This window comes from Collinsella sp. TF08-11AT (assembly GCF_003437035.1).
Classification (GTDB): domain Bacteria; phylum Actinomycetota; class Coriobacteriia; order Coriobacteriales; family Coriobacteriaceae; genus Collinsella.
In genome coordinates, this window is the sequence record NZ_QSRL01000011.1 from 17392 (window position 1) to 35141 (window position 17750).

Genomic DNA, 17750 nt, shown 5'->3' on the forward strand with positions numbered 1-17750 from the left:
TTCCATGGCTCTTTGGGGCGGTCGTTTTGAGGCGGGAGTGGCCGAGGTTACGCAGGAGTTTGGCGCGTCGCTGCCGGTCGACAAACATCTCTATAAGCAGGATATTGCCGGTTCTAAGGCGCATGCCAAGATGCTGGCGGCCCAGGGCATCATCAGTGCCGAGGATGAGCAGGCGATTTCCGAGGGCCTGACCGGAATCGAACAGGATATCGATGCCGGCAACTTCACCTTCGATATCAACGACGAGGACATCCATATGTCCATCGAGAGCGAGCTGACGCGTCGCATCGGCGAGGCCGGCAAGCGCTTGCATACCGGGCGTTCGCGCAACGACCAGGTGGCGACCGATACGCGCCTGGGCGTCAAGGCGTTGGCCAAGGAGCTCATGGAGGCCAACCTGCAGTTGCGCCACGTGCTGGTGGATGCGGCCAAGAAGTACGACAAGGTGATTCTGCCGGGTTACACGCACATGCAGCATGCTCAGCCCGTGCTGCTGTCACATCATCTGCTGGCGTATTCCTGGATGTTCGCGCGCGACTTTACACGTCTGAAGGCCGCCTTTGATGCCGCCGACAACTGCCCGCTGGGTGCTGCTGCGCTTGCCGGTACGAGCTATCCGCTCGATCGCCAGATGACGGCTGCCGAGCTTGGCTTTGCGGGTGTGATTCCTAACTCACTCGATGCTGTTTCCGACCGTGATTTCCTGCTCGATCTGCATTACGCCGGCTCCGTCATGGCCATGCACCTGTCGCGTCTTTCCGAGGAGATCGTGCTGTGGTCGAGCTCTGAATTTGGCTTTATCACGCTGTCCGATTCGTACTCCACCGGCTCGTCCATCATGCCTCAGAAGAAAAACCCCGACTTTGCCGAGCTTATTCGCGGCAAGAGCGGTCGCGTGTACGGCAACCTGGTCCAGCTGCTGGTGACCATGAAGGGTCTGCCGTTGGCCTATAACAAGGACCTGCAGGAGGACAAGGAGGGCGCGCTCGATACCGCCCGCACGCTCATGCAGTGCCTGTCGGTTATGGCCGGTATGATTTCGACTTGGACCGTCAACGAGGGCGCCATGGCACGCGAGTGCGGCGTGGGTCACCTTGCCGCCACCGACGTTGCCGACTACCTGGCTAAGCGTGGTCTGCCGTTCCGCGAGGCGCACGCCGTGGTGGGGCATTTGGTCCTGATGTGTGAGAAGCGTGGCTGCAATCTTGAGGACCTGCCGTTTGAGGTGTTCCAGGAAGCAAGCCCGCTCTTTGAGCGCGATATTACCGAGGCGCTTGACATCCCGTCGATTGTCGCCGCGCGCACGACCGAGGGCGGCACCGCTCCCGCCGCCGTTGCCGTGCAGTTGGGGCGCGCCGAAGCGCAGCTTGCGGCCGATGAGGGTGTGTTTGGCTCGTTGACTAAGGTCGTCGAGATGGGCCACGGAGCTAATTAGCTTATTGGATGCGTCTGTCTGGTGCGTTCACCATATCTTGCCTTTACGGGTGCCCGCTACGGTAGGCGCCCGTTTTGTTATAGAGAAGGAAAGAGCTTGTCGAGAACTTTTGTAGGACATTTGCGCAGGTTGTGAAGGGGGTGCGTTCACGGGCGGCAATCGACCGTCCGTTCTGTTCGGTGCAGTTGGAAGTGGGGCGGATGGTACTCTAGTCGGGCTTCGGAACAGAAGTGACACATATGGAGCGCTTCAATAAATAATAACGCTTCAATAAACGGCTTTTTGTTTAACTGCAGCTAGAACTCTGTTACGATGCAGTCCAGGCGGGTGCCGGAATGGGACTTGGGCACGCGCGAACCTACTTGAAAGGCTACCTTATGGCTATCGAGAAGACCTTCATCATGATTAAGCCCGACGCCGTGCGCGATCGCAAGATCGGCGAGATCGTTGCTCGTATCGAGCGCAGCGGCCTTGTTATCGAGCGCATGGAGATGACCACGCTTGAGCGCGCCACCGTCGAGGAGCACTATGCTCATCTGGCCGATAAGCCCTTCTTTGGCGGTCTGTGTGACTTTATGACGAGCGGTCCGGTCGTCAAGATGGTCGTTTCCGGTCTCTCCGCTGTCTCCAAGATGCGCACCCTTATGGGCGCCACCAACCCGCTTGATGCCGCTCCCGGCACCATTCGCGGCGACTTTGCCGTCGATGTCAACGCCAACGTGATCCATGGCTCCGACTGCCTGGAGAACGCCGAGATCGAGATCAAGCGCTTTTTTGGCTAAACCAGCTTTGACTCCTTAAAGCTGTTAGCGTGTGGCTTGAGCGCCGCGGAACTCCATCCGCGGCGCCCTTTTTATTCCAGTAGATTTTGGTAAACGCCCACAAATCTACTAAAGAGCCCCCGTCCGGATGTTTCTTCCGGGCGGGGGCTGGCGTTAGCGTATGGCTTTGTGAATCTTTAGGCTTCGTCGACGATCTTAAGGCCGCGCGTCTGGTCGATCTCGTTGAGGAGATTGACGCGACGCTCGTGACGACCGCCCTCAAACTCGGCGTCGAGCCACTCGTCGACAATCATCTTGGCGAGCTCGGAGCCCACGACGCGGGCGCCAAAGGCGAGCACGTTGGTATTGTTGTGCATGCGCGAGAGCTTGGCGCTGAAGGGCTCGGAGCACACGACGGCGCGAACGCCCTCCACCTTGTTGGCAGCCAGGCTGATGCCGACGCCGGTGCCGCAGATCAGGATGCCCAGGTCGACGTCGCCGTTGGCAACGGCCTTACCCACCTTGTAGCCGGCGATGGGGTAATCAAAGCTCTCGGAGGTGTCGGTTCCAAAGTTCACGACCTCACAGCCGCGCTCCTTCAGGTGCTCGGAAATGATGTTCTTGAGCTCGACGGCGGCGTGGTCGTTACCGATACCAATCTTCATGAGTGGTTCCTCTCTGGTCCGTGCGGCGGAATTGCTAAAGGTTTTACCGCGTTCGACTGCATGATAGCGCGACTTTTGTGTAAACGCTCGGGCGTTTTTTGGTCAAACGCTTTAGCATGCAACAAGACCGGCTTTTCATGAATGAATGCCGTCGGATTGCGCTTGAACGCCGTCCGTCGGAACTATGGTTGCGGTTTTTGATGCATTGTTATCAAATAAAAGAGCTAACTATTATCGAGAGTCCAGTCCGTTATGTAAGCAGGAGATACCTATGCCTACCGATTCCATCCGCGATGCCGCTTTTTGCGATGTCTTGAACCGCGAGCTTGTCTGTGCGCTCGGCTGCACCGAGCCTATTGCCGTTGCCTATGCAGCGGCGCTGGCGAGCCAGACACTCGGTTGCGAGCCCGATCATATGGACGTTGCCTGCTCGGGCAACATCATCAAGAACGTTAAGAGCGTGACCGTGCCCAATTCGGGCGGTATGCACGGTATTGAAGCAGCGGCCGTACTGGGTGCCGTGGGCGGTGACGCCAAGAGCGCGCTCGAGGTGCTCGAGTGCGTTAACGACGAAGATCGTGCTCGCGTGGCCGAGCTCCTCGTCGATGCCGGTTACTGCGATGTGTCGCTTGTCGAGGGTGTGCCCAACCTCTACATCAAGGTGACTGCCACAGCCGGGGGCCATACCGCGGTCGTCGAGATTACCGACCACCACACCAATGTCACGTGCCATACGCTCGACGGTATTCCGGTGTGCGGCAAGTCGGCGGGGGAGTGCGCCGCCTGCGCCGAGCGCGTCGTGGCCGAGCGCGCGGCAGATAACGCCGACACGCCCATGTCGATCGAGTCCATCATCGACTTTATCGAGGGCGGCGACATCGAGAGCGTCCGCGCGGCCGTTGAGCGCCAGATTGAGCTGAACGGTGCGATCAGTGCCGAGGGCCTCGCGCACGCTTGGGGCGCCGAGGTGGGCCGTACGTTGCTGGGTGCTCGTGCCGATGACGTCGCCTGCCGTGCCCGTGCCCGTGCGGCCGCCGGGTCCGACGCCCGCATGAACGGTTGCGCGCTGCCGGTCGCCATTGTGTGCGGCTCTGGCAATCAGGGCATTACCTGCGCATTGCCCGTCATGGAGTATGCCGAGTACCTGCGCTGCGACCACGATCGCCTGGTGCGCGCCGTAATTCTGTCCGATCTTATCGCCGTGCATATCAAAAGTTATATTGGTGCGCTCTCGGCGTTTTGCGGTGCTATTTGCGCCGCATGCGGTGCCGGTGCCGCGATTACCTGGCTGTGTGGTGGCACGCGCGAGCAGATTGGCGCGACGGTCTCGAACACGCTCGGCAACGTTGGCGGCATCGTGTGCGATGGCGCCAAGGCAAGCTGCGCCGCCAAGATTTCCGCTGCCGTTGATGCGGCGATTCTGGGTCACGATATGGCCATGCAGGGTCGCGGCTTCCGCGCCGGTGAGGGCCTCATCCAGGATACCGTCGAGCAGACAATCGCCAGCATGGGCTACGTGGGCCGTGTGGGCATGAAGGACACCGACGTCGAGATCCTCAACATCATGATCGGCAAGACTCGAGTTTGTTAGTTACGCCTGAGGTTCCGCCGTTCTGCCGAACGGCGGACCGGCCGACGCTGCAAACGTCCCTAAGCGGCAATCTGCCTTTCAATCGTCGGGCATGGCCAGAAGGCCTATGCCCTCCTCTTTCAAGGCACATTGCTCGCTTAGGGACGTTTTCGCTGACTTATGCTCAACCTGTAATGTGACAAAGGTAGTCATTGGGGACGTTCTTAAATGACTAGCCGTTGGGGACGTTCTTGTTTGACTAGTTTTTTAGAACGTCCCCAACGGCTAACCCTTACGAGAGTTCGTCGGCTACTTGGTGTTCGTAGAAGGCTTCTACTACGGCGTTAAAGTCGCGGGCGAAGCCTTCCATGGTTCCGCGCCAGGTGACTCGGTTGGGCTTGCCCTGGCCTACATAGGCAGTCTGAATGCCGCAGGCGGGGCTAGGGAAGTCGCGTTTGGGATCGTTGCCCACCATAAGGACCTCGTGCGGTTCGAGCCCCATCACCTGAAGCTGCTCTAGATAGTAGGTGGCATCAGGCTTGCAGCGGGTGGCGTTTCCCATGTGCGTGACGAGCTCAAAGGGGGCGTCGGCCAGGTCGCCCCAACCCATGCGGCACTCGATGACCCCCTGCGGAAAGCTGGGGTTGGTAAAGAGCGCGCAGCGCAGCCCTGCGTCCTGTACGGCCTGGAGCGCGGCGTGTGCGCCCGGCATGGCATGGGCGTTGATGAGTTCGTCATTCTTGTACGGCAGGACTTCGCGATCGTAGTAGGTAAACGCCTCGTAGATGAGTGGGTCCGAGAGGCAAATGCCGCACCGGCGCTCAACCTCTTCCTGGTAAAACTCAAGATTGGTGCGATTGTCCGTACTGTTGCGACGATTGGCGTTGAGGTCGACCAGGATGGTGCCGAGGCGTGCCATCGTGCCCCCGCGGCTGCGACGTCCGATATCCGCGAGCATCGATGAGACATCCTTAAAATAGCGAAGGATGAACGCATTGAGGTTAATGCTAAGAAGCGTCTCGTCCATATCGAAAACGACTGCTTTGAGCACGCGGGCACCTTTCTCGAAAAATCGTTCCAGAATCGTATGTCTGGGATACTTTACCCCAAAGCAGTATGCTTCACTGCTTATCGTCAACTTGTGGAGACAGTCGTTCACAAGATTGCGAAAAAGTCTCCATACGAGTAAAAAATCGCAGTTCACGCTTGAAATCGAAGTGATTTCCCCGTAATCTATACGGACGTGATTGCATAAGCGTCACATCAGTATCTGTCGGCTCCCGAGTGTTCCTAAACGTTGTGTGCTTGTCGCACCCTTCTGTAGGTCCTAGCAATCGGGGCCCCGTAGTTCGAAAGGGGTCCACCTTTGAGTGAGATTCAGAACTCGTCCATTTTCTCTCTTGACGATGTCAACGAGGAGGAGATGAACAACCTCATCGACGGTACGATTACCGACTTTGATGAGGGCGATCTCGTTAACGGCACTGTCGTTAAGATCGAGCATGACGAGGTGCTCGTTGACATCGGATTTAAGTCCGAGGGCGTTATCCCGGTCCGCGAGCTGTCCATCCGCAAGGACGCTAACCCTGCAGACATCGTTGCACTTGGTGATCCCATCGAGGCCCTCGTTCTCCAGAAGGAGGACAAGGACGGTCGTCTGGTCCTGTCCAAGAAGCGTGCCGAGTACGAGCGTGCTTGGAACCGCATCGAGGAGAAGTTCAACTCCGGCGAGAACGTCGAGGGCGAGGTTATCGAGGTTGTCAAGGGCGGCCTGATCCTTGACATCGGCCTGCGTGGCTTCCTGCCCGCTTCCCTCGTCGACCTCCGTCGCGTCAAGGACCTCACCTCCTACATGGGCACCCGCATCGAGGCCCGCGTCATCGAGATGGACCGCAACCGCAACAACGTTGTCCTCTCCCGTCGCGTCGTGCTCGAGGAGTCCCGTAAGGCCGAGCGCTCCGAGATCCTGTCCAAGCTCAAGTCTGGCATGCGTCTCCAGGGCACCGTTTCCTCCATCGTCGACTTCGGCGCCTTCGTCGACCTCGGCGGTATCGACGGCCTCATCCACATCTCCGAGCTCTCCTGGAACCACGTCAACCATCCTTCCGAGGTTGTCAAGGTCGGCCAGGAGGTCGAGGTCGAGGTTCTCGACGTCGATCTCAACCGCGAGCGCATCTCCCTGGGTCTCAAGCAGACCACCGAGGATCCGTGGCGCGCACTGGTCAAGAAGTACCCCGTCGGCGCTATCGTCGAGGGCACTGTGACCAAGCTTGTCCCGTTCGGCGCTTTCGTCGATCTGGGCGAGGGCATCGAGGGCCTGGTGCACATCTCCGAGATGGCCAACAAGCACGTCGATCAGCCTTCTCAGGTCACCCATGTGGGCGACAAGGTTCAGGTCAAGGTCATGGAAATCGACCTCGACCGTCGTCGTATCTCCCTGTCCATGAAGTCTGCTGCTGAGACTCTGGGCGTCGAGATCGAGGTTACTCCGCTGCCTTCCGAGAAGAAGGACGAGGAGACCGATGCCGAGTAAATCGGTTTGACGATCACTTGTTTTAAGGGATCCGTCCGCAATGGACGGGTCCCTTTTTGCATTTGCTGCTGAGGTGCGTGATGCTGCCCGTGCGCAATGCTGCCCGGGTTGTCTGTTTGCTATTGGGTTGTCGGTGCATGAAAAATGCCGACATCCCGCCTCGGGGAGGAGGCGGGAACACACTGAGTAGACGGAGGGGTGCGGAGCGCGGTCGCGTCTCGACTGACGACGTTGCCCATCGACAGGACCATTGTAACGCATGGCGGTTCTTGGTTTATCGTGTCGAGCGTTTGCGTTGTGCCATTGCCTGCGGTAACGGTGTGTTACACTCTTGCACTGCTGAGTGGGCCAGACGGTCGCGCGATGTGCTGCTTGCAGTACGCGTGAGGAAAGTCCGGGCTCCAGAGGGCGGGATGCCGGCTAACGGCCGGGCGGAGTGATCCGACGGAAAGCGCCGCAGAAAAGAAGACTCCCACCTGCGCCGCAAGGCGTAAAGGGAAAAGCTGAAACGGTGGTGTAAGAGACCACCAGCGTCGTGGCAACACGGCGGCTTGGCAAGCCCCATCCGGAGCAAGCGCGAATAGGAACGCTATGGGCCGGCCCGGTCCGCGTTCGGGTAGCGTGCGTGGAGCTGCACGGTAACGTGCAGACAAGATAAATGACCGTTCACGACAGAACCCGGCTTATCGGCCCACTCGGCACTTTGTTGACGCTGCGAACCCGTCAGCGCGGCAATCTGCCTTTCAAACCTTCGGGCATGACCATAAGGTCAATGCCCTCGGCTTTCAAGGCACCTTGCTCGCGCTGACGGGTTCTCGCTTTCGTTGACGGAATCATCGGCGTTGCCATTCTTTTTACTAGGGTTATCGTATTATTGAGGCTGTTTGTTGCTGCGCTTTATTTTGTTGAGGGGCTTTGTTGGACAGCTATTTTACTCTGCAATCGAATATTGAGGTTTCGGGCGAGTTTGTGGACCGCAAGAGCCGGTTTATTGCCCAGCTGGTCCATATTGAGTCCGAGGACGAGGCGAATGCCTTTATCGAGATGGTTCGCAAGCGTCATTATGACGCTCGACACAATGTTCCCGCGTGGATTTTGGTCGATGGACGCGAGCGCCAGAGCGATGATGGTGAACCGAGCCGCACGAGTGGTATGCCGACGCTCGAGGTGCTGCGCGGTGCGGGGCTCAAAAATGTTTGCTGCGTAGTAACGCGCTATTTTGGTGGCACGCTGTTGGGGCCTGGTGGTTTGGTGCGCGCCTATACCGCGGCGACGCAGGCGGCGGTGGCCGCGGCTCAGGAGGCCGGGCAGATCGTCGAGATGACGAGCGTCGTGCCGGTTGATGTGCATGTGGCCTATCCACAGTATGAGCAGGTGCTTCGCTTGGCGCAGGATTCGGGTGCCAAGGTTTCGGATACCGATTACGCGGATGCTGTGACACTTCACTTGGTGTTTAAAGCGGGGGAGCAAGAGCCGTTTTGCGCTAAGATGCGCGAGCTTATGGCGGGGCGCGAGGAGATTGAGGTCAGCGCTCCCGAGTTTGCTGAGTTCTAACGACGACGGCCGGCGTGCATTTGGATGAATCCCAAGCGCGCCGGCTGTCGTTTTATGTCGCTGCCGTTTACTCGGCGAGCTGCTTTAGTACATCGCAGGCGATTTCGACGGCATCGTCGATGCAACCGGGACAGCTGCGGAGCGGACCCTTGTCCGATCCGATGCCCTTGAGCGTGCCGCAGACGGTCGTCGTGTTCTTCTCGCCAAAGCGCTTGGCAATCTCGCGCGACAGTTTGTAGGTCTGGCCCTTGGTCTTGGGGTTTTCCATGCCATCGCTCATTACAAAGCCCATGATGGCCACGGCGCCCGAGATGGCACCGCAAGTTTCGGTCATGCCGCCCATGCCGGCGCCAAAGCCCTCGGTGAGGGTAAAGGCGACCTGGGGGTCGAGCCCGACGGCGGGCGCGAGCGTGCAGGCGACGGCCTGCGCGCAGTTAAAGCCGCGGGCGTGGTATTCGGCAGCCTGAGCCTGGCAGGTGGCAGTGTTGAGCTGAGTGGTATCAATCTGCTTCATCGGTGTCTCCTTGATTGCGGTGTACCCGCCTATGGTACCCTTGCTGGCGCATTCGCTTATCGAGACCGCAGTGCATATCTCATTGTTTTTCGCCATCGAACACTTTCTTAAGATTTGGGACAAATAAACCTGATTAATTTGTCCCATAACCTATCGGCGGGATGGGTTGAGAGGGGTGCGGGGTAGCGGTATCGTGAACCGAATAAAAACAAAACCCAAGTAAGGGAGTTGGATATGAGCGAGCAGACCATCGGAACTACATGTGTTCAGGGCGGCTATCATCCGGGCGATGCGGAGCCGCGCCAGGTGCCCATCTACCAGTCCACCACGTGGAAGTACGACACGTCCGAGCACATGGGCAAGCTGTTTGACCTGGAGGAGTCGGGCTACTTCTACAGCCGCCTGCAGAACCCCACGTGCGATCTGGTCGCTGCCAAGATCTGCGAGATGGAGGGTGGTACCGCGGCGATGCTCACGAGCTCGGGCATGGCTGCGAACTTCCTCGCGATCTTTAACGTTGCCGGTGCCGGCGATCACGTGGTCGCAAGCTCTGCCATCTACGGCGGTACCTACAACCTGCTCGCCCACACCATGGGTCGTATGGGCGTCACCTGCACCTTTGTTGCCCCCGACTGCACCGATGAGGAGCTCGAGGCCGCCTTTAAGCCCAACACCAAGCTCGTCTTTGGCGAGACGATCGCCAACCCTGCCCTTGCCGTGCTCGATATCGAGCGTTTTGCCAAGGCCGCGCATGACCACGGCGTGCCGCTGATGGTCGACAACACCTTCCCGACGCCTGTGATGTGCCGTCCCTTTGAGTGGGGCGCCGACATCGTCACGCACTCCACCACCAAGTACATGGATGGCCATGCAGCCTACCTGGGTGGCGTGATTGTCGACCACGGCCAGTTTGACTGGATGGCCCATGCGGACAAGTTCCCGGGTCTCACCACGCCCGACGAGAGCTACCACGGCGTGACGTATGCCGAGAAGTTCGGTCGCGAGGGTGCCTTCATTACCAAGGCCACCGCGCAACTCATGCGCGATCTTGGCCCCATGCAGAACCCGCAGGCGGCGTTCTTCTTGAACAGCTCACTCGAGAGCCTGCATGTGCGTATGCCGCGTCATTGTGAGAACGGCCTGGTCGTTGCCAAGTTCCTGCAGAGTCATCCCAAGGTGCGCTTCGTGAGCTATCCGGGCCTGGAGGGCGATAAGTACTATGACCTGGCTCAGAAGTACATGCCCAACGGCACATGCGGCGTCGTGAGCTTTGGCTTTAACGGTGGTCGCGCGGCGGCCGAGACCTTTATGAAGAGCCTCAAGCTCGCCCAGATCGCCACGCATGTGGCCGACGCCCGCACTTGCTGCCTGCATCCCGCTAACGCCACGCACCGCCAGATGAACGATGAGGAGCTCATCGCCTGTGGCATTTCCGCCGACATGGTACGCCTGTCGTGCGGCCTCGAGGACACGGCCGATCTGATTGCCGACCTTGAGCAGGCGCTCGAGCAGTGCTAGGCTAGCTCCGTACAAGGTGCCGATGCTGGCAGAAAGCTTCGGTGACTTTTCGTTCCGATTCCGTAGGCGGGACCCCAATCGCGACTGTTTGCAGGCGATCGGGGTCCCGTTTTTTGCATTGCGCCACTCGAAAGGATGGATATGGAGAAAACCGCAGAGCAGCTGCGCCGCGAGCACATTGCCCTAGAGGGCGACACCCATGGCAAGAACAAATGGGCGATTCTGTTTACCGTGCTCATCATGACGTTTATGTCGTGTCTGGATTCGACCGTCGTGACCGTGGCGTTGCCCGTGATGCAAAAGGAGCTGGGCGTGGGCCTCGACCGCATTCAGCTGGTGAGCTCGGTGTACCTGCTTGCGACGTGCGTGGCTATGCTGCCGTTTGGCCGCCTGGGTGACGTGCGCGGCAAGGTGGGCGTGTTCCAGCTGGGCGTCATCGTCTTTACGGTCGGCTCGCTGCTTTGTGGTCTTTCGGCCTCGCTCGAGGTTCTTATTCTGGCACGCATTGTGCAGGGCGTCGGTTGCGCGGCGGCCATGGCAAACAACATGGGCATCATCACCGAGTCGTTTCCAGCGCGCGAGCGCGGCCGTGCCATGGGCATCCTTGCGACCTTCGTGGCCCTCGGCATGATGTGTGGTCCCGTGCTTGGCGGCATGCTGGTGGCGAGCTTTCCCTGGGAGAGCATCTTCCTCATCAACCTGCCCATTGGCGTTATCTCGTTTATCGTGGGGCTCTACACGTTGCCGCATGTTAAGCCGGAGGCCGGCGAGCGCCCCATGTCCCTGATCGAGGCCGCTCGTCGCTGCTTTGCAAATTCGGCCTTCACCATCAACCTTGCTTGCATGCTCATCGTGTTCGTTGGTATTGGCGCATCTGAGTTTATCCTGCCGTTTTATTTTCAGGACGCCCACGGCTTTGGTTCCGACATTTCCGGACTGCTCTTTTTGGCGCTTCCGATGGTGAATGCTTTTATCGGCCCGCTTTCGGGCACGATTTCCGATCGTATTGGTTGCGAGGGCCCCACGGCCGTTGGCCTGGGCGTGTACGTGTGCGGGCTCTTTGCAGTGAGCACGCTCGACGAGCACTCTTCCATCCCTGTGATCGTGTGCTGTGTCGCGTTTATGTCGTGCGGAACGTCGATTTTTCAGAGCCCCAATAACTCGCTGTACATGGGCTCGGCTCCGCGCGAAGCGCTCGGTTTTGCGGGCAGCTTGGGCAGTTTGGCGCGCTACGCTGGCATGGCACTCGGCATTACGGTGGCGTCGAATATCCTGTATGGGCAGATGAGCGTGGCGATGGGCGAGGCCGTGACCAGTTTTGTTGCAGGCCGTCCGGATGTGTTCCTGTTTGGTTTTCGTTCGGTGTTCTATGTGTTGATGGCCGTGGCAGCCGTGGGCTTTGTCCTCTCGATGGTTCGTTTGGTGAGGATGCGCGCCCGCCATTAGCGTGTTGGGAGGCTGCCTGCCACGTATTCGCGCCGTCTCAAAAAAACTGGTTTGTGGTGCGATGCGGCTTGTGGGACGGGCGGGGGTCGGTCCGTGGTAGACTATCGAACAACGTTTATTAATCGCGCGGTATCGTTGCCGCGAGAAGGGGTTGCGCCATGCAGGAGCTTGAGGATCGTATTCGCCATGACGGCATCGTAAAGGCCGGTAACGTCCTTAAGGTTGATGCCTTCCTCAACCACCAATGCGACGTTGAGCTGTTCGACCACATGGGCGCCGAGTGGGCCCGTCTGTTCAAGGATGTCGAGATCAACAAGATCCTGACGATTGAGGCTTCGGGCATTGGTATGGCTTGCATCGCGGCTCAGCATTTTGGCGGCGTGCCGGTGGTCTTTGCCAAGAAGGCACAGTCCATCAACCTCGACGGCGAGCAGTACGCCACGACCATCTACTCCTTTACCAAGCAGAAGGAGTACCCGGTCATCGTTGGCAAGCGTTTCCTGTCCGAGGGCGACAAGGTCCTGATCATCGACGACTTCTTGGCCAACGGCTGCGCGCTCGAGGGTCTTATCAAGATCTGCGAGGCTGCGGGTGCCGAGGTGTCCGGTATTGGCATTGCGGTGGAGAAGGGCTTCCAGGGCGGCGGCGATAAGCTCCGCGAGCGCGGCTTCCGCGTCGAGAGCCTGGCCCGTATCGCCGATATGGACTGCGAGACCGGCGAGATCACCTTCGCCTAAGCGCGCAACACAAGCGATTGGTATGCGATGTGACAAAGGGACTGTCCCTTTGTCACATTTTTTTGTATGAGGGGAGGTGCTGATATGGACGAGAACAAGATGGGATGGCGCGAGTATGCGCGCTATGCCGAGATGTCGGCCGAGGAGTTGGCGCGCGATTGCGAGGTGCAGGTGTTTCGCGCGACGGGTCCGGGCGGGCAGGGCGTGAACACGACGGACTCGGCGGTGCGTATGAAGCATGGGCCCACGGGGATTGTCGTGACGGCGCGTGAGAGCCGTAGTCAGTTTCAGAATCGCGCGAGCTGTCTGCGTAAGCTGCGCGCTGAGCTGGAGCGTCGCGGGCGTCCACCGCGCCGACGCGTAAAGACTAAGGTGCCTTTGCGCTCTCGCCAGTGCAGGCTCAATGACAAGCACTTCAACGCGATTAAAAAGGCCAACCGTCGCAAGCCGGGGAGCGACGAGTAGCCGATTGTTTCGCTGGTCTTGCTAGCGGGTGGGGTGCCAGACCTGGAGGGCGCCGGCGAGGATGTCGACCTCGATGCGCGAGGCGACAACGGGCTCGCCGTCGGCCTGGATGGGGTAGTCGGGCTCCTCAAAGGTGAGCTCGGCATGGCGGCAGCGGCGCATGCGAATCGGTGGCAACTTGGTATGGTGGCCGTCCTTGGCCGAAAGGAACATTGGCAGGGCAACCGCGCGAGGGACGGGACCGCAGGCGTAGCAGACGTCGAGTATGCCATCGCAGGGATCGGCATCGGGGCAGATGCGATAGCCCGAGCCATACGTGGGGCCCAGCTGAACCGCCATGATGATCGCCCTTACGCGCTCGGCGGGCGCGCCGTCAAAGCTGGCTGTCATGGGGTAGTTGCGATAGCGTAGTCCAAACTGCTCAAGTCCCGAGAGGGTGTAGAGCGGCGCGCCCGTCAAGCCGGTCTTTTTGCGCAGCTCGGTGGTGTCAAGGCCGATGGCGGCATCGATGCCGACCGAAAGCGTCTGGTCGTAGTACTCAACGGTAGCATCGCCGCTGCCGCTCGCAGGGTTCCACGAGCGAATGCGCCCGATGTCCTGACGCTGCAGCTCGCAGGTGAGCAGCGCGCCAAAATCCTTGCCGGAGAAATCGTCGATACCGAGCGTCTGGGCAAAATCGTTGCCGGAGCCCACGGGCAGGACGGCAAGAGCGGGGCGGGCGTCCTGCTCTTGCGTCATAAGCCCGTTGACGACCTCGTGAATCACGCCGTCGCCGCCAAGGGCGATAACGGTGCGATAGCCCTGAGCCTGCGCGGCCAGCTCCTTGGCGTGTCCCATACGCTCGGTCAGCACCAGGTCAAACTGGGATGCGCGTGCAGTCATGTCCAAAAAGCGTTGCAGGCGCTCGGCAACTTCGCGTGCCGCGCCCGACTGGGCGGCTGGGTTGGCGATGATGAGCGTGCGACCAAAATCAGTTGCGTGCATGGGGCGACTCCCGGCGTGTGACATGACAGTGCGGTCGCGCTCAGGTCGAATTACCCCCGATTGTGGCTGCACGGCGATTATTACATCTACTCTATCAGGTCGTTGTGGCGCTCGATAGCATCCGCTACCGTACCTCCCTCATCCACAATAAGCGAGCGGCGCTTGGGTGAGATGATGCGCTGGGCGGGGTACACGCCGCGGTGTCCGCCGGTTAGGTAGCTTATAAAGGCCACGATGACAAAGAACCCGGCGGCCGTGCCGTGGAACAGGTCGATGGCCATCATGCAGGTGGTGATGGGCACGTTGAGGCCGGCGCAGAACACGCCGAGCATGCCGAGAGCCGCCAGAAAACTGGGGTCAAGCCCGGTAAGGCAACCGATCCAGCCACCGAGTGCCGCACCGATGCCAAACAGGGGCGTGACCTCGCCGCCTTGGAAGCCCGCGCCCAGGGTAAGCGCTGTGACGACCAACTTGATGGCTGCGTCCGCCAGGGTGGTGTTGCCTGCAAATCCGGCGCCGGAAAGCCACGTGGAAAGGCCGGCGTAGTCCCAGGCGTCAAGGAGGGCATAGGCGGCCAAAACCACGAGTGCGCCCACGAGTGCGCGAGTAAGGTAATTGGTGATAAAGCGACCGTAAAGGCTTTTGACGGTTCGAACCGACCAGGCAAAGAGGCGTGCCGTCAGACCGAAGATAATTGCGCTGATAACAACGATGACAACCGTCCGTGGTGTCATGTTGGGAACGCTGGCGATGACATTCGCCTCGTACTCGGTTCCCAAGGCAAGTGACGTAAAGTAGCCGGTAAACGAGGCGACCAGGCAGTAGATGCCCGCGGTGTAGTCGATTTTGCCGATAAAGCACATCTCCATGCCAAAGAAAGCTCCAGCAAGGGGCGAGCCGAATACGGCGCCAAAGGCCGACGAGATGCCGGCGAGCATGAGGTCGTGGTGGTCATGTTTTTTGAGGTGGGCGAGGTTCGAGATGTTGCTGGCGATGGTGCCGCCAATCTGCACCGCGGCCCCCTCGCGACCGGCAGATCCGCCCGTTAGGTGCGTGAGCGTGGAGCAGACGAAGGTGAGAACGGCCATACGCATATGGATGAGGCGTGTGCCCAGAGCGGAGTCGATGACCAGGTTGTTACCGCGTTTGGCGGCAAGGCCGTGGTTTTTGTACACCCATGCGGTGGCAACGCCCACAACGGGAAGCAAGGCGTAGACCCATGCATGGTGCTCGCGATAGTCGGTTGCGATATTCAGCGAGGTCAAAAACGCCCAGGCGGCAACGCCCATGGCGAGCGAGACGATGACGACGAGTGTGAGCAACTTGGCGCTCGCGAGTAGGTTGCGGGCGTTGCGGCGCGTGTCGGCGGCCAAGAGATGCTCGGAGCGGGTGAGCTGATGCCTGCCGGCCATGATGACGTCGTTCAGGGAGAAAAAGCCGCCGTCGTCGAGCGACTGAGAATGATCCTGCGCTTCGTTTGCGCTTTCGGGTTTGTCGGTAAAAGTCATACGTTCCTCTTTTGGGTTGCAACACGAGCATTATAAAACGCGGTAAACGCGACGAGCCGGTGGGTTGGTTTTGGTTTTGTTTCGCGGCTTGCGGCCGACAGGTGTATTTGCGGGTACAGGCCAAGTCGCGGTCGCGCGTCGAGGGATTATACTGAGAGAAACATAAAGAATCGGCGCTTTTGTTGCGCGCCGCAGCATGCTAGAGGTGTATATGGCTGAGAAACTCATTCCGTTGGAGGACGCGCAGGCGATCGTCTTGTCGCACGTGAATCGCACCGAAGTTGTCGAGATTCCCGTGTGGCAGGCCGTCGGTCTTCCCTTGGCCGAGGACGCGGTGGCCGATATCGACATCTCGCCGTTTGCCAACAGCGCTATGGACGGATATGCCGTGCGCTCGTCGGACTTGGCGCAGGCATCTGGCGAGGCGCCGGTGACGCTCGACGTTATCGGACACGAGGCCGCGGGCCATGTGTTTGAGGGCGCAATCGGCGCGGGTGAGACGGTTCGCATCATGACGGGCGCGCCGGTACCCGAAGGTGCCGATGCCGTGGTGAAATACGAGATCGTCGACGTGCTCGACGGTGACGGCAACGAGGGCTCGCGTGTGAGGTTCTCGGCGCCTGCCAAGGTAGGGGAGAACGTTCGCTCTGCCGCCGAGGAGGCCCATGCCGGCGACGTTGTGATGCACGCCGGCGAGGTCGTGGCTCCGGCGGGCGCGGGTCTGCTGGCAAGCGCCGGATACGCGAGCGTGAAGGCGCACGCTGCCCCGCGTGTGGGCATCATCTCGCTGGGCACGGAACTGGTTGCACCGAGCAACGTGCCGGCGCGCGGGCAGATTCGCGACTCCAACTCGTCGGCGTTGATGGCCGAAGCGCTCGATGCAGGAGCCGAGCCCGTGTTCTACGGCATTGCGCCCGATGATGAGCAGACGATTGCCGAGCTGGTGCATCGCGCCGTGCTGGAGTGCGATTTTGTCATTACGAGCGGTGGCGCCTCGGCAGGCGACTACGACTACGTGACGGCGCTCGTCCGGCGCGAGGGCGAGGTGCTGTTCGATCGCATCTCGATGCGTCCGGGCAAGGCCATCACGTTTGGCTTGCTCGGGGGTAAGCCCTACCTGGGACTTTCAGGCAATCCGGCCTCGGCGTATGTAGGCTTTGAGATGCTTGCGCGTCCGGCGATCCGCAAGATGCGCGGCTTTTCCGAGGGTGCGCGTCCAGTGCAGCAGGCGACGCTCACGCACGGCGTGAAAAAGCGACAGCATCGCCGCTTCTTCGATCGCGCCACGGTTTTGCGCGACCCCGAGACCGGTGAGCTGTTGGTGACCGAGGCCAAGACGCAGAATTCGGCGTTGCTCGGCACGATGCAGCGGGCCAACTGCCTACTGCGTATTGAAGAAGGGCCGTGCGACCTCAAGGCGGGCGACGTCGTGGACGTTGTTCGCGTCGACCTGCCAGAGGGCGCCGTGTTGTAGGAGGAATGCTGTGGAGCTGAAGATATCGATCGTGACGTGCTCGGATACGCGCGATCTAGCCCAGGACGAGGCTGGAGCCGCACTCGAGGAACTTATCGAGGCGCAGGGCTGGACGGTCGCCTCGCATGTGGTCGTGCGCGACGACGTCAGCGAGATCGGTGATGCCATTGTGGAAGCCGCCGATGAGCGCCACGCCAATGTCGTGCTCACCTGCGGCGGCACGGGGCTTTCGATGCGCGATGTGACGCCCGAGGCGACGCGTGCCGTCTGCGAGCGCGATGTGCCGGGTATTGCAGAGGCAATCCGTGCGTACTCCATGACCAAGACGCGCCGCGCCATGCTCTCGCGCGCCGTGTGCATGCAACGTGGGTATACGCTTGTCATCAACTTTCCGGGATCCACGAAAGCGGCCCGCGAAAGCTGGGAGGCCGTGAGCGATCAGCTGGAGCATGCGGCCCAAATGACGGCGGGCGGCGGGCACGCCAAATAAGCGCACTACCTGCGGCGGAGTAACCCTACGGGCTGCTCCGCCTTTTTTATGCAGCGACGGTGCGGGCCGTCTCGCGGTTATTGGTAAAAGAAAATT

The 17750-nt window shown here is 60.1% G+C and carries 15 protein-coding genes, 1 other RNA gene and 1 pseudogene; 12 read left to right on the forward strand and 5 right to left on the reverse strand.

All coding sequences use genetic code 11. The features are described 5' to 3' along the window. Window positions 1-4 precede the first annotated feature (4 nt). Both argH and ndk read left to right on the forward strand, forming a co-directional pair. The gene (gene argH, locus DXC79_RS07550; protein ID WP_117635731.1) at window positions 5-1435 is read left to right on the forward strand and encodes an argininosuccinate lyase; all 1431 of its coding nucleotides are present in this window, start codon (window positions 5-7) and stop codon (window positions 1433-1435) included. Between the two features lie 377 nt (window positions 1436-1812). Then, window positions 1813-2217, forward strand: coding sequence for a nucleoside-diphosphate kinase (gene ndk, locus DXC79_RS07555; protein WP_055251725.1), 405 nt, complete (start codon window positions 1813-1815; stop codon window positions 2215-2217). Between the two features lie 176 nt (window positions 2218-2393). Here ndk and rpiB read toward each other — a convergent pair whose 3' ends face one another. Then, the gene (gene rpiB / locus DXC79_RS07560; protein ID WP_117564619.1) at window positions 2394-2861 is read right to left on the reverse strand and encodes a ribose 5-phosphate isomerase B; all 468 of its coding nucleotides are present in this window, start codon (window positions 2859-2861) and stop codon (window positions 2394-2396) included. Between the two features lie 271 nt (window positions 2862-3132). On the opposite strand from rpiB, the gene DXC79_RS07565 reads away from it, so the two are divergent. After that, window positions 3133-4452: a serine dehydratase subunit alpha family protein gene (locus tag DXC79_RS07565; RefSeq protein ID WP_117635732.1), complete on the forward strand. Its 1320-nt coding sequence runs from the start codon at window positions 3133-3135 to the stop codon at window positions 4450-4452. A gap of 271 nt (window positions 4453-4723) precedes the next feature. Here the strand turns inward: DXC79_RS07565 and DXC79_RS07570 are convergent, their stop codons facing one another. Further along, a complete protein-coding gene (locus DXC79_RS07570; RefSeq protein WP_117635733.1) occupies window positions 4724-5482 on the reverse strand; it encodes an HAD family hydrolase in 759 nt (252 codons plus the stop codon). A gap of 315 nt (window positions 5483-5797) precedes the next feature. Here DXC79_RS07570 and rpsA point away from each other — a divergent pair, with 315 nt between their 5' ends. From rpsA to DXC79_RS07585, 3 genes are all read left to right on the forward strand, one after another. Beyond that, a complete protein-coding gene (gene rpsA, locus DXC79_RS07575; RefSeq protein ID WP_022095232.1) occupies window positions 5798-6964 on the forward strand; it encodes a 30S ribosomal protein S1 in 1167 nt (388 codons plus the stop codon). A gap of 340 nt (window positions 6965-7304) precedes the next feature. Then, an RNA gene (gene rnpB, locus DXC79_RS07580) (RNase P RNA component class A) lies at window positions 7305-7666 on the forward strand. 213 nt (window positions 7667-7879) lie between these two features. Further along, window positions 7880-8518 carry a YigZ family protein gene (locus DXC79_RS07585; protein ID WP_195403962.1) on the forward strand — a complete coding sequence of 213 codons (639 nt, stop codon included), beginning with the start codon at window positions 7880-7882 and terminating at the stop codon, window positions 8516-8518. Window positions 8519-8585: 67 nt separating this feature from the next. On the opposite strand, the gene DXC79_RS07590 is transcribed toward DXC79_RS07585, so the two are convergent. Next, window positions 8586-9032 carry a C-GCAxxG-C-C family protein gene (locus DXC79_RS07590; RefSeq protein WP_117635734.1) on the reverse strand — a complete coding sequence of 149 codons (447 nt, stop codon included), beginning with the start codon at window positions 9030-9032 and terminating at the stop codon, window positions 8586-8588. Window positions 9033-9266: 234 nt separating this feature from the next. On the opposite strand from DXC79_RS07590, the gene DXC79_RS07595 reads away from it, so the two are divergent. The 4 genes and pseudogenes from DXC79_RS07595 to DXC79_RS07610 all read left to right on the forward strand — a co-directional run. Then, entirely contained in the window at window positions 9267-10550 is a 1284-nt protein-coding gene (locus tag DXC79_RS07595; RefSeq protein WP_117635735.1) for an O-acetylhomoserine aminocarboxypropyltransferase/cysteine synthase family protein, read from the forward strand. A 141-nt stretch (window positions 10551-10691) separates the two neighbouring features. Beyond that, a complete protein-coding gene (locus DXC79_RS07600) occupies window positions 10692-11996 on the forward strand; it encodes an MFS transporter (RefSeq protein ID WP_117635736.1) in 1305 nt (434 codons plus the stop codon). A 158-nt stretch (window positions 11997-12154) separates the two neighbouring features. Then, window positions 12155-12733 (forward strand): xanthine phosphoribosyltransferase, encoded by a 579-nt coding sequence (locus tag DXC79_RS07605; RefSeq protein ID WP_117629416.1) that lies wholly within the window; start codon window positions 12155-12157, stop codon window positions 12731-12733. Window positions 12734-12889: 156 nt separating this feature from the next. Further along, a pseudogene (locus DXC79_RS07610) lies at window positions 12890-13198 on the forward strand (peptide chain release factor-like protein); the annotation flags it as partial. A 21-nt stretch (window positions 13199-13219) separates the two neighbouring features. Here DXC79_RS07610 and DXC79_RS07615 read toward each other — a convergent pair. After that, entirely contained in the window at window positions 13220-14182 is a 963-nt protein-coding gene (locus DXC79_RS07615; RefSeq protein WP_117635737.1) for a diacylglycerol kinase family protein, read from the reverse strand. Window positions 14183-14268: 86 nt separating this feature from the next. Then, window positions 14269-15690: a chloride channel protein gene (locus tag DXC79_RS07620; protein WP_192934585.1), complete on the reverse strand. Its 1422-nt coding sequence runs from the start codon at window positions 15688-15690 to the stop codon at window positions 14269-14271. Between the two features lie 211 nt (window positions 15691-15901). On the opposite strand from DXC79_RS07620, the gene glp reads away from it, so the two are divergent. Both glp and DXC79_RS07630 read left to right on the forward strand, forming a co-directional pair. Beyond that, window positions 15902-17164 (forward strand): gephyrin-like molybdotransferase Glp, encoded by a 1263-nt coding sequence (glp, locus tag DXC79_RS07625; RefSeq protein WP_117635768.1) that lies wholly within the window; start codon window positions 15902-15904, stop codon window positions 17162-17164. A gap of 10 nt (window positions 17165-17174) precedes the next feature. Beyond that, window positions 17175-17654: a molybdenum cofactor biosynthesis protein B gene (locus DXC79_RS07630; protein WP_117635738.1), complete on the forward strand. Its 480-nt coding sequence runs from the start codon at window positions 17175-17177 to the stop codon at window positions 17652-17654. Window positions 17655-17750 lie beyond the last annotated feature (96 nt).

What these genes read in the sequence shown, in the direction of transcription:
- DXC79_RS07595 (WP_117635735.1), top strand. Translation starts at nt 9,267, where the DNA reads ATGAGCGAGCAGACCATCGGAACTACATGTGTTCAGGGCGGCTATCAT.
- DXC79_RS07590 (WP_117635734.1), bottom strand. Translation starts at nt 9,032, where the DNA reads ATGAAGCAGATTGATACCACTCAGCTCAACACTGCCACCTGCCAGGCT.
- ndk (WP_055251725.1), top strand. Translation starts at nt 1,813, where the DNA reads ATGGCTATCGAGAAGACCTTCATCATGATTAAGCCCGACGCCGTGCGC.
- DXC79_RS07620 (WP_192934585.1), bottom strand. Translation starts at nt 15,690, where the DNA reads ATGACTTTTACCGACAAACCCGAAAGCGCAAACGAAGCGCAGGATCAT.
- glp (WP_117635768.1), top strand. Translation starts at nt 15,902, where the DNA reads ATGGCTGAGAAACTCATTCCGTTGGAGGACGCGCAGGCGATCGTCTTG.
- DXC79_RS07600 (WP_117635736.1), top strand. Translation starts at nt 10,692, where the DNA reads ATGGAGAAAACCGCAGAGCAGCTGCGCCGCGAGCACATTGCCCTAGAG.
- argH (WP_117635731.1), top strand. Translation starts at nt 5, where the DNA reads ATGGCTCTTTGGGGCGGTCGTTTTGAGGCGGGAGTGGCCGAGGTTACG.
- DXC79_RS07615 (WP_117635737.1), bottom strand. Translation starts at nt 14,182, where the DNA reads ATGCACGCAACTGATTTTGGTCGCACGCTCATCATCGCCAACCCAGCC.
- DXC79_RS07605 (WP_117629416.1), top strand. Translation starts at nt 12,155, where the DNA reads ATGCAGGAGCTTGAGGATCGTATTCGCCATGACGGCATCGTAAAGGCC.
- DXC79_RS07565 (WP_117635732.1), top strand. Translation starts at nt 3,133, where the DNA reads ATGCCTACCGATTCCATCCGCGATGCCGCTTTTTGCGATGTCTTGAAC.
- rpiB (WP_117564619.1), bottom strand. Translation starts at nt 2,861, where the DNA reads ATGAAGATTGGTATCGGTAACGACCACGCCGCCGTCGAGCTCAAGAAC.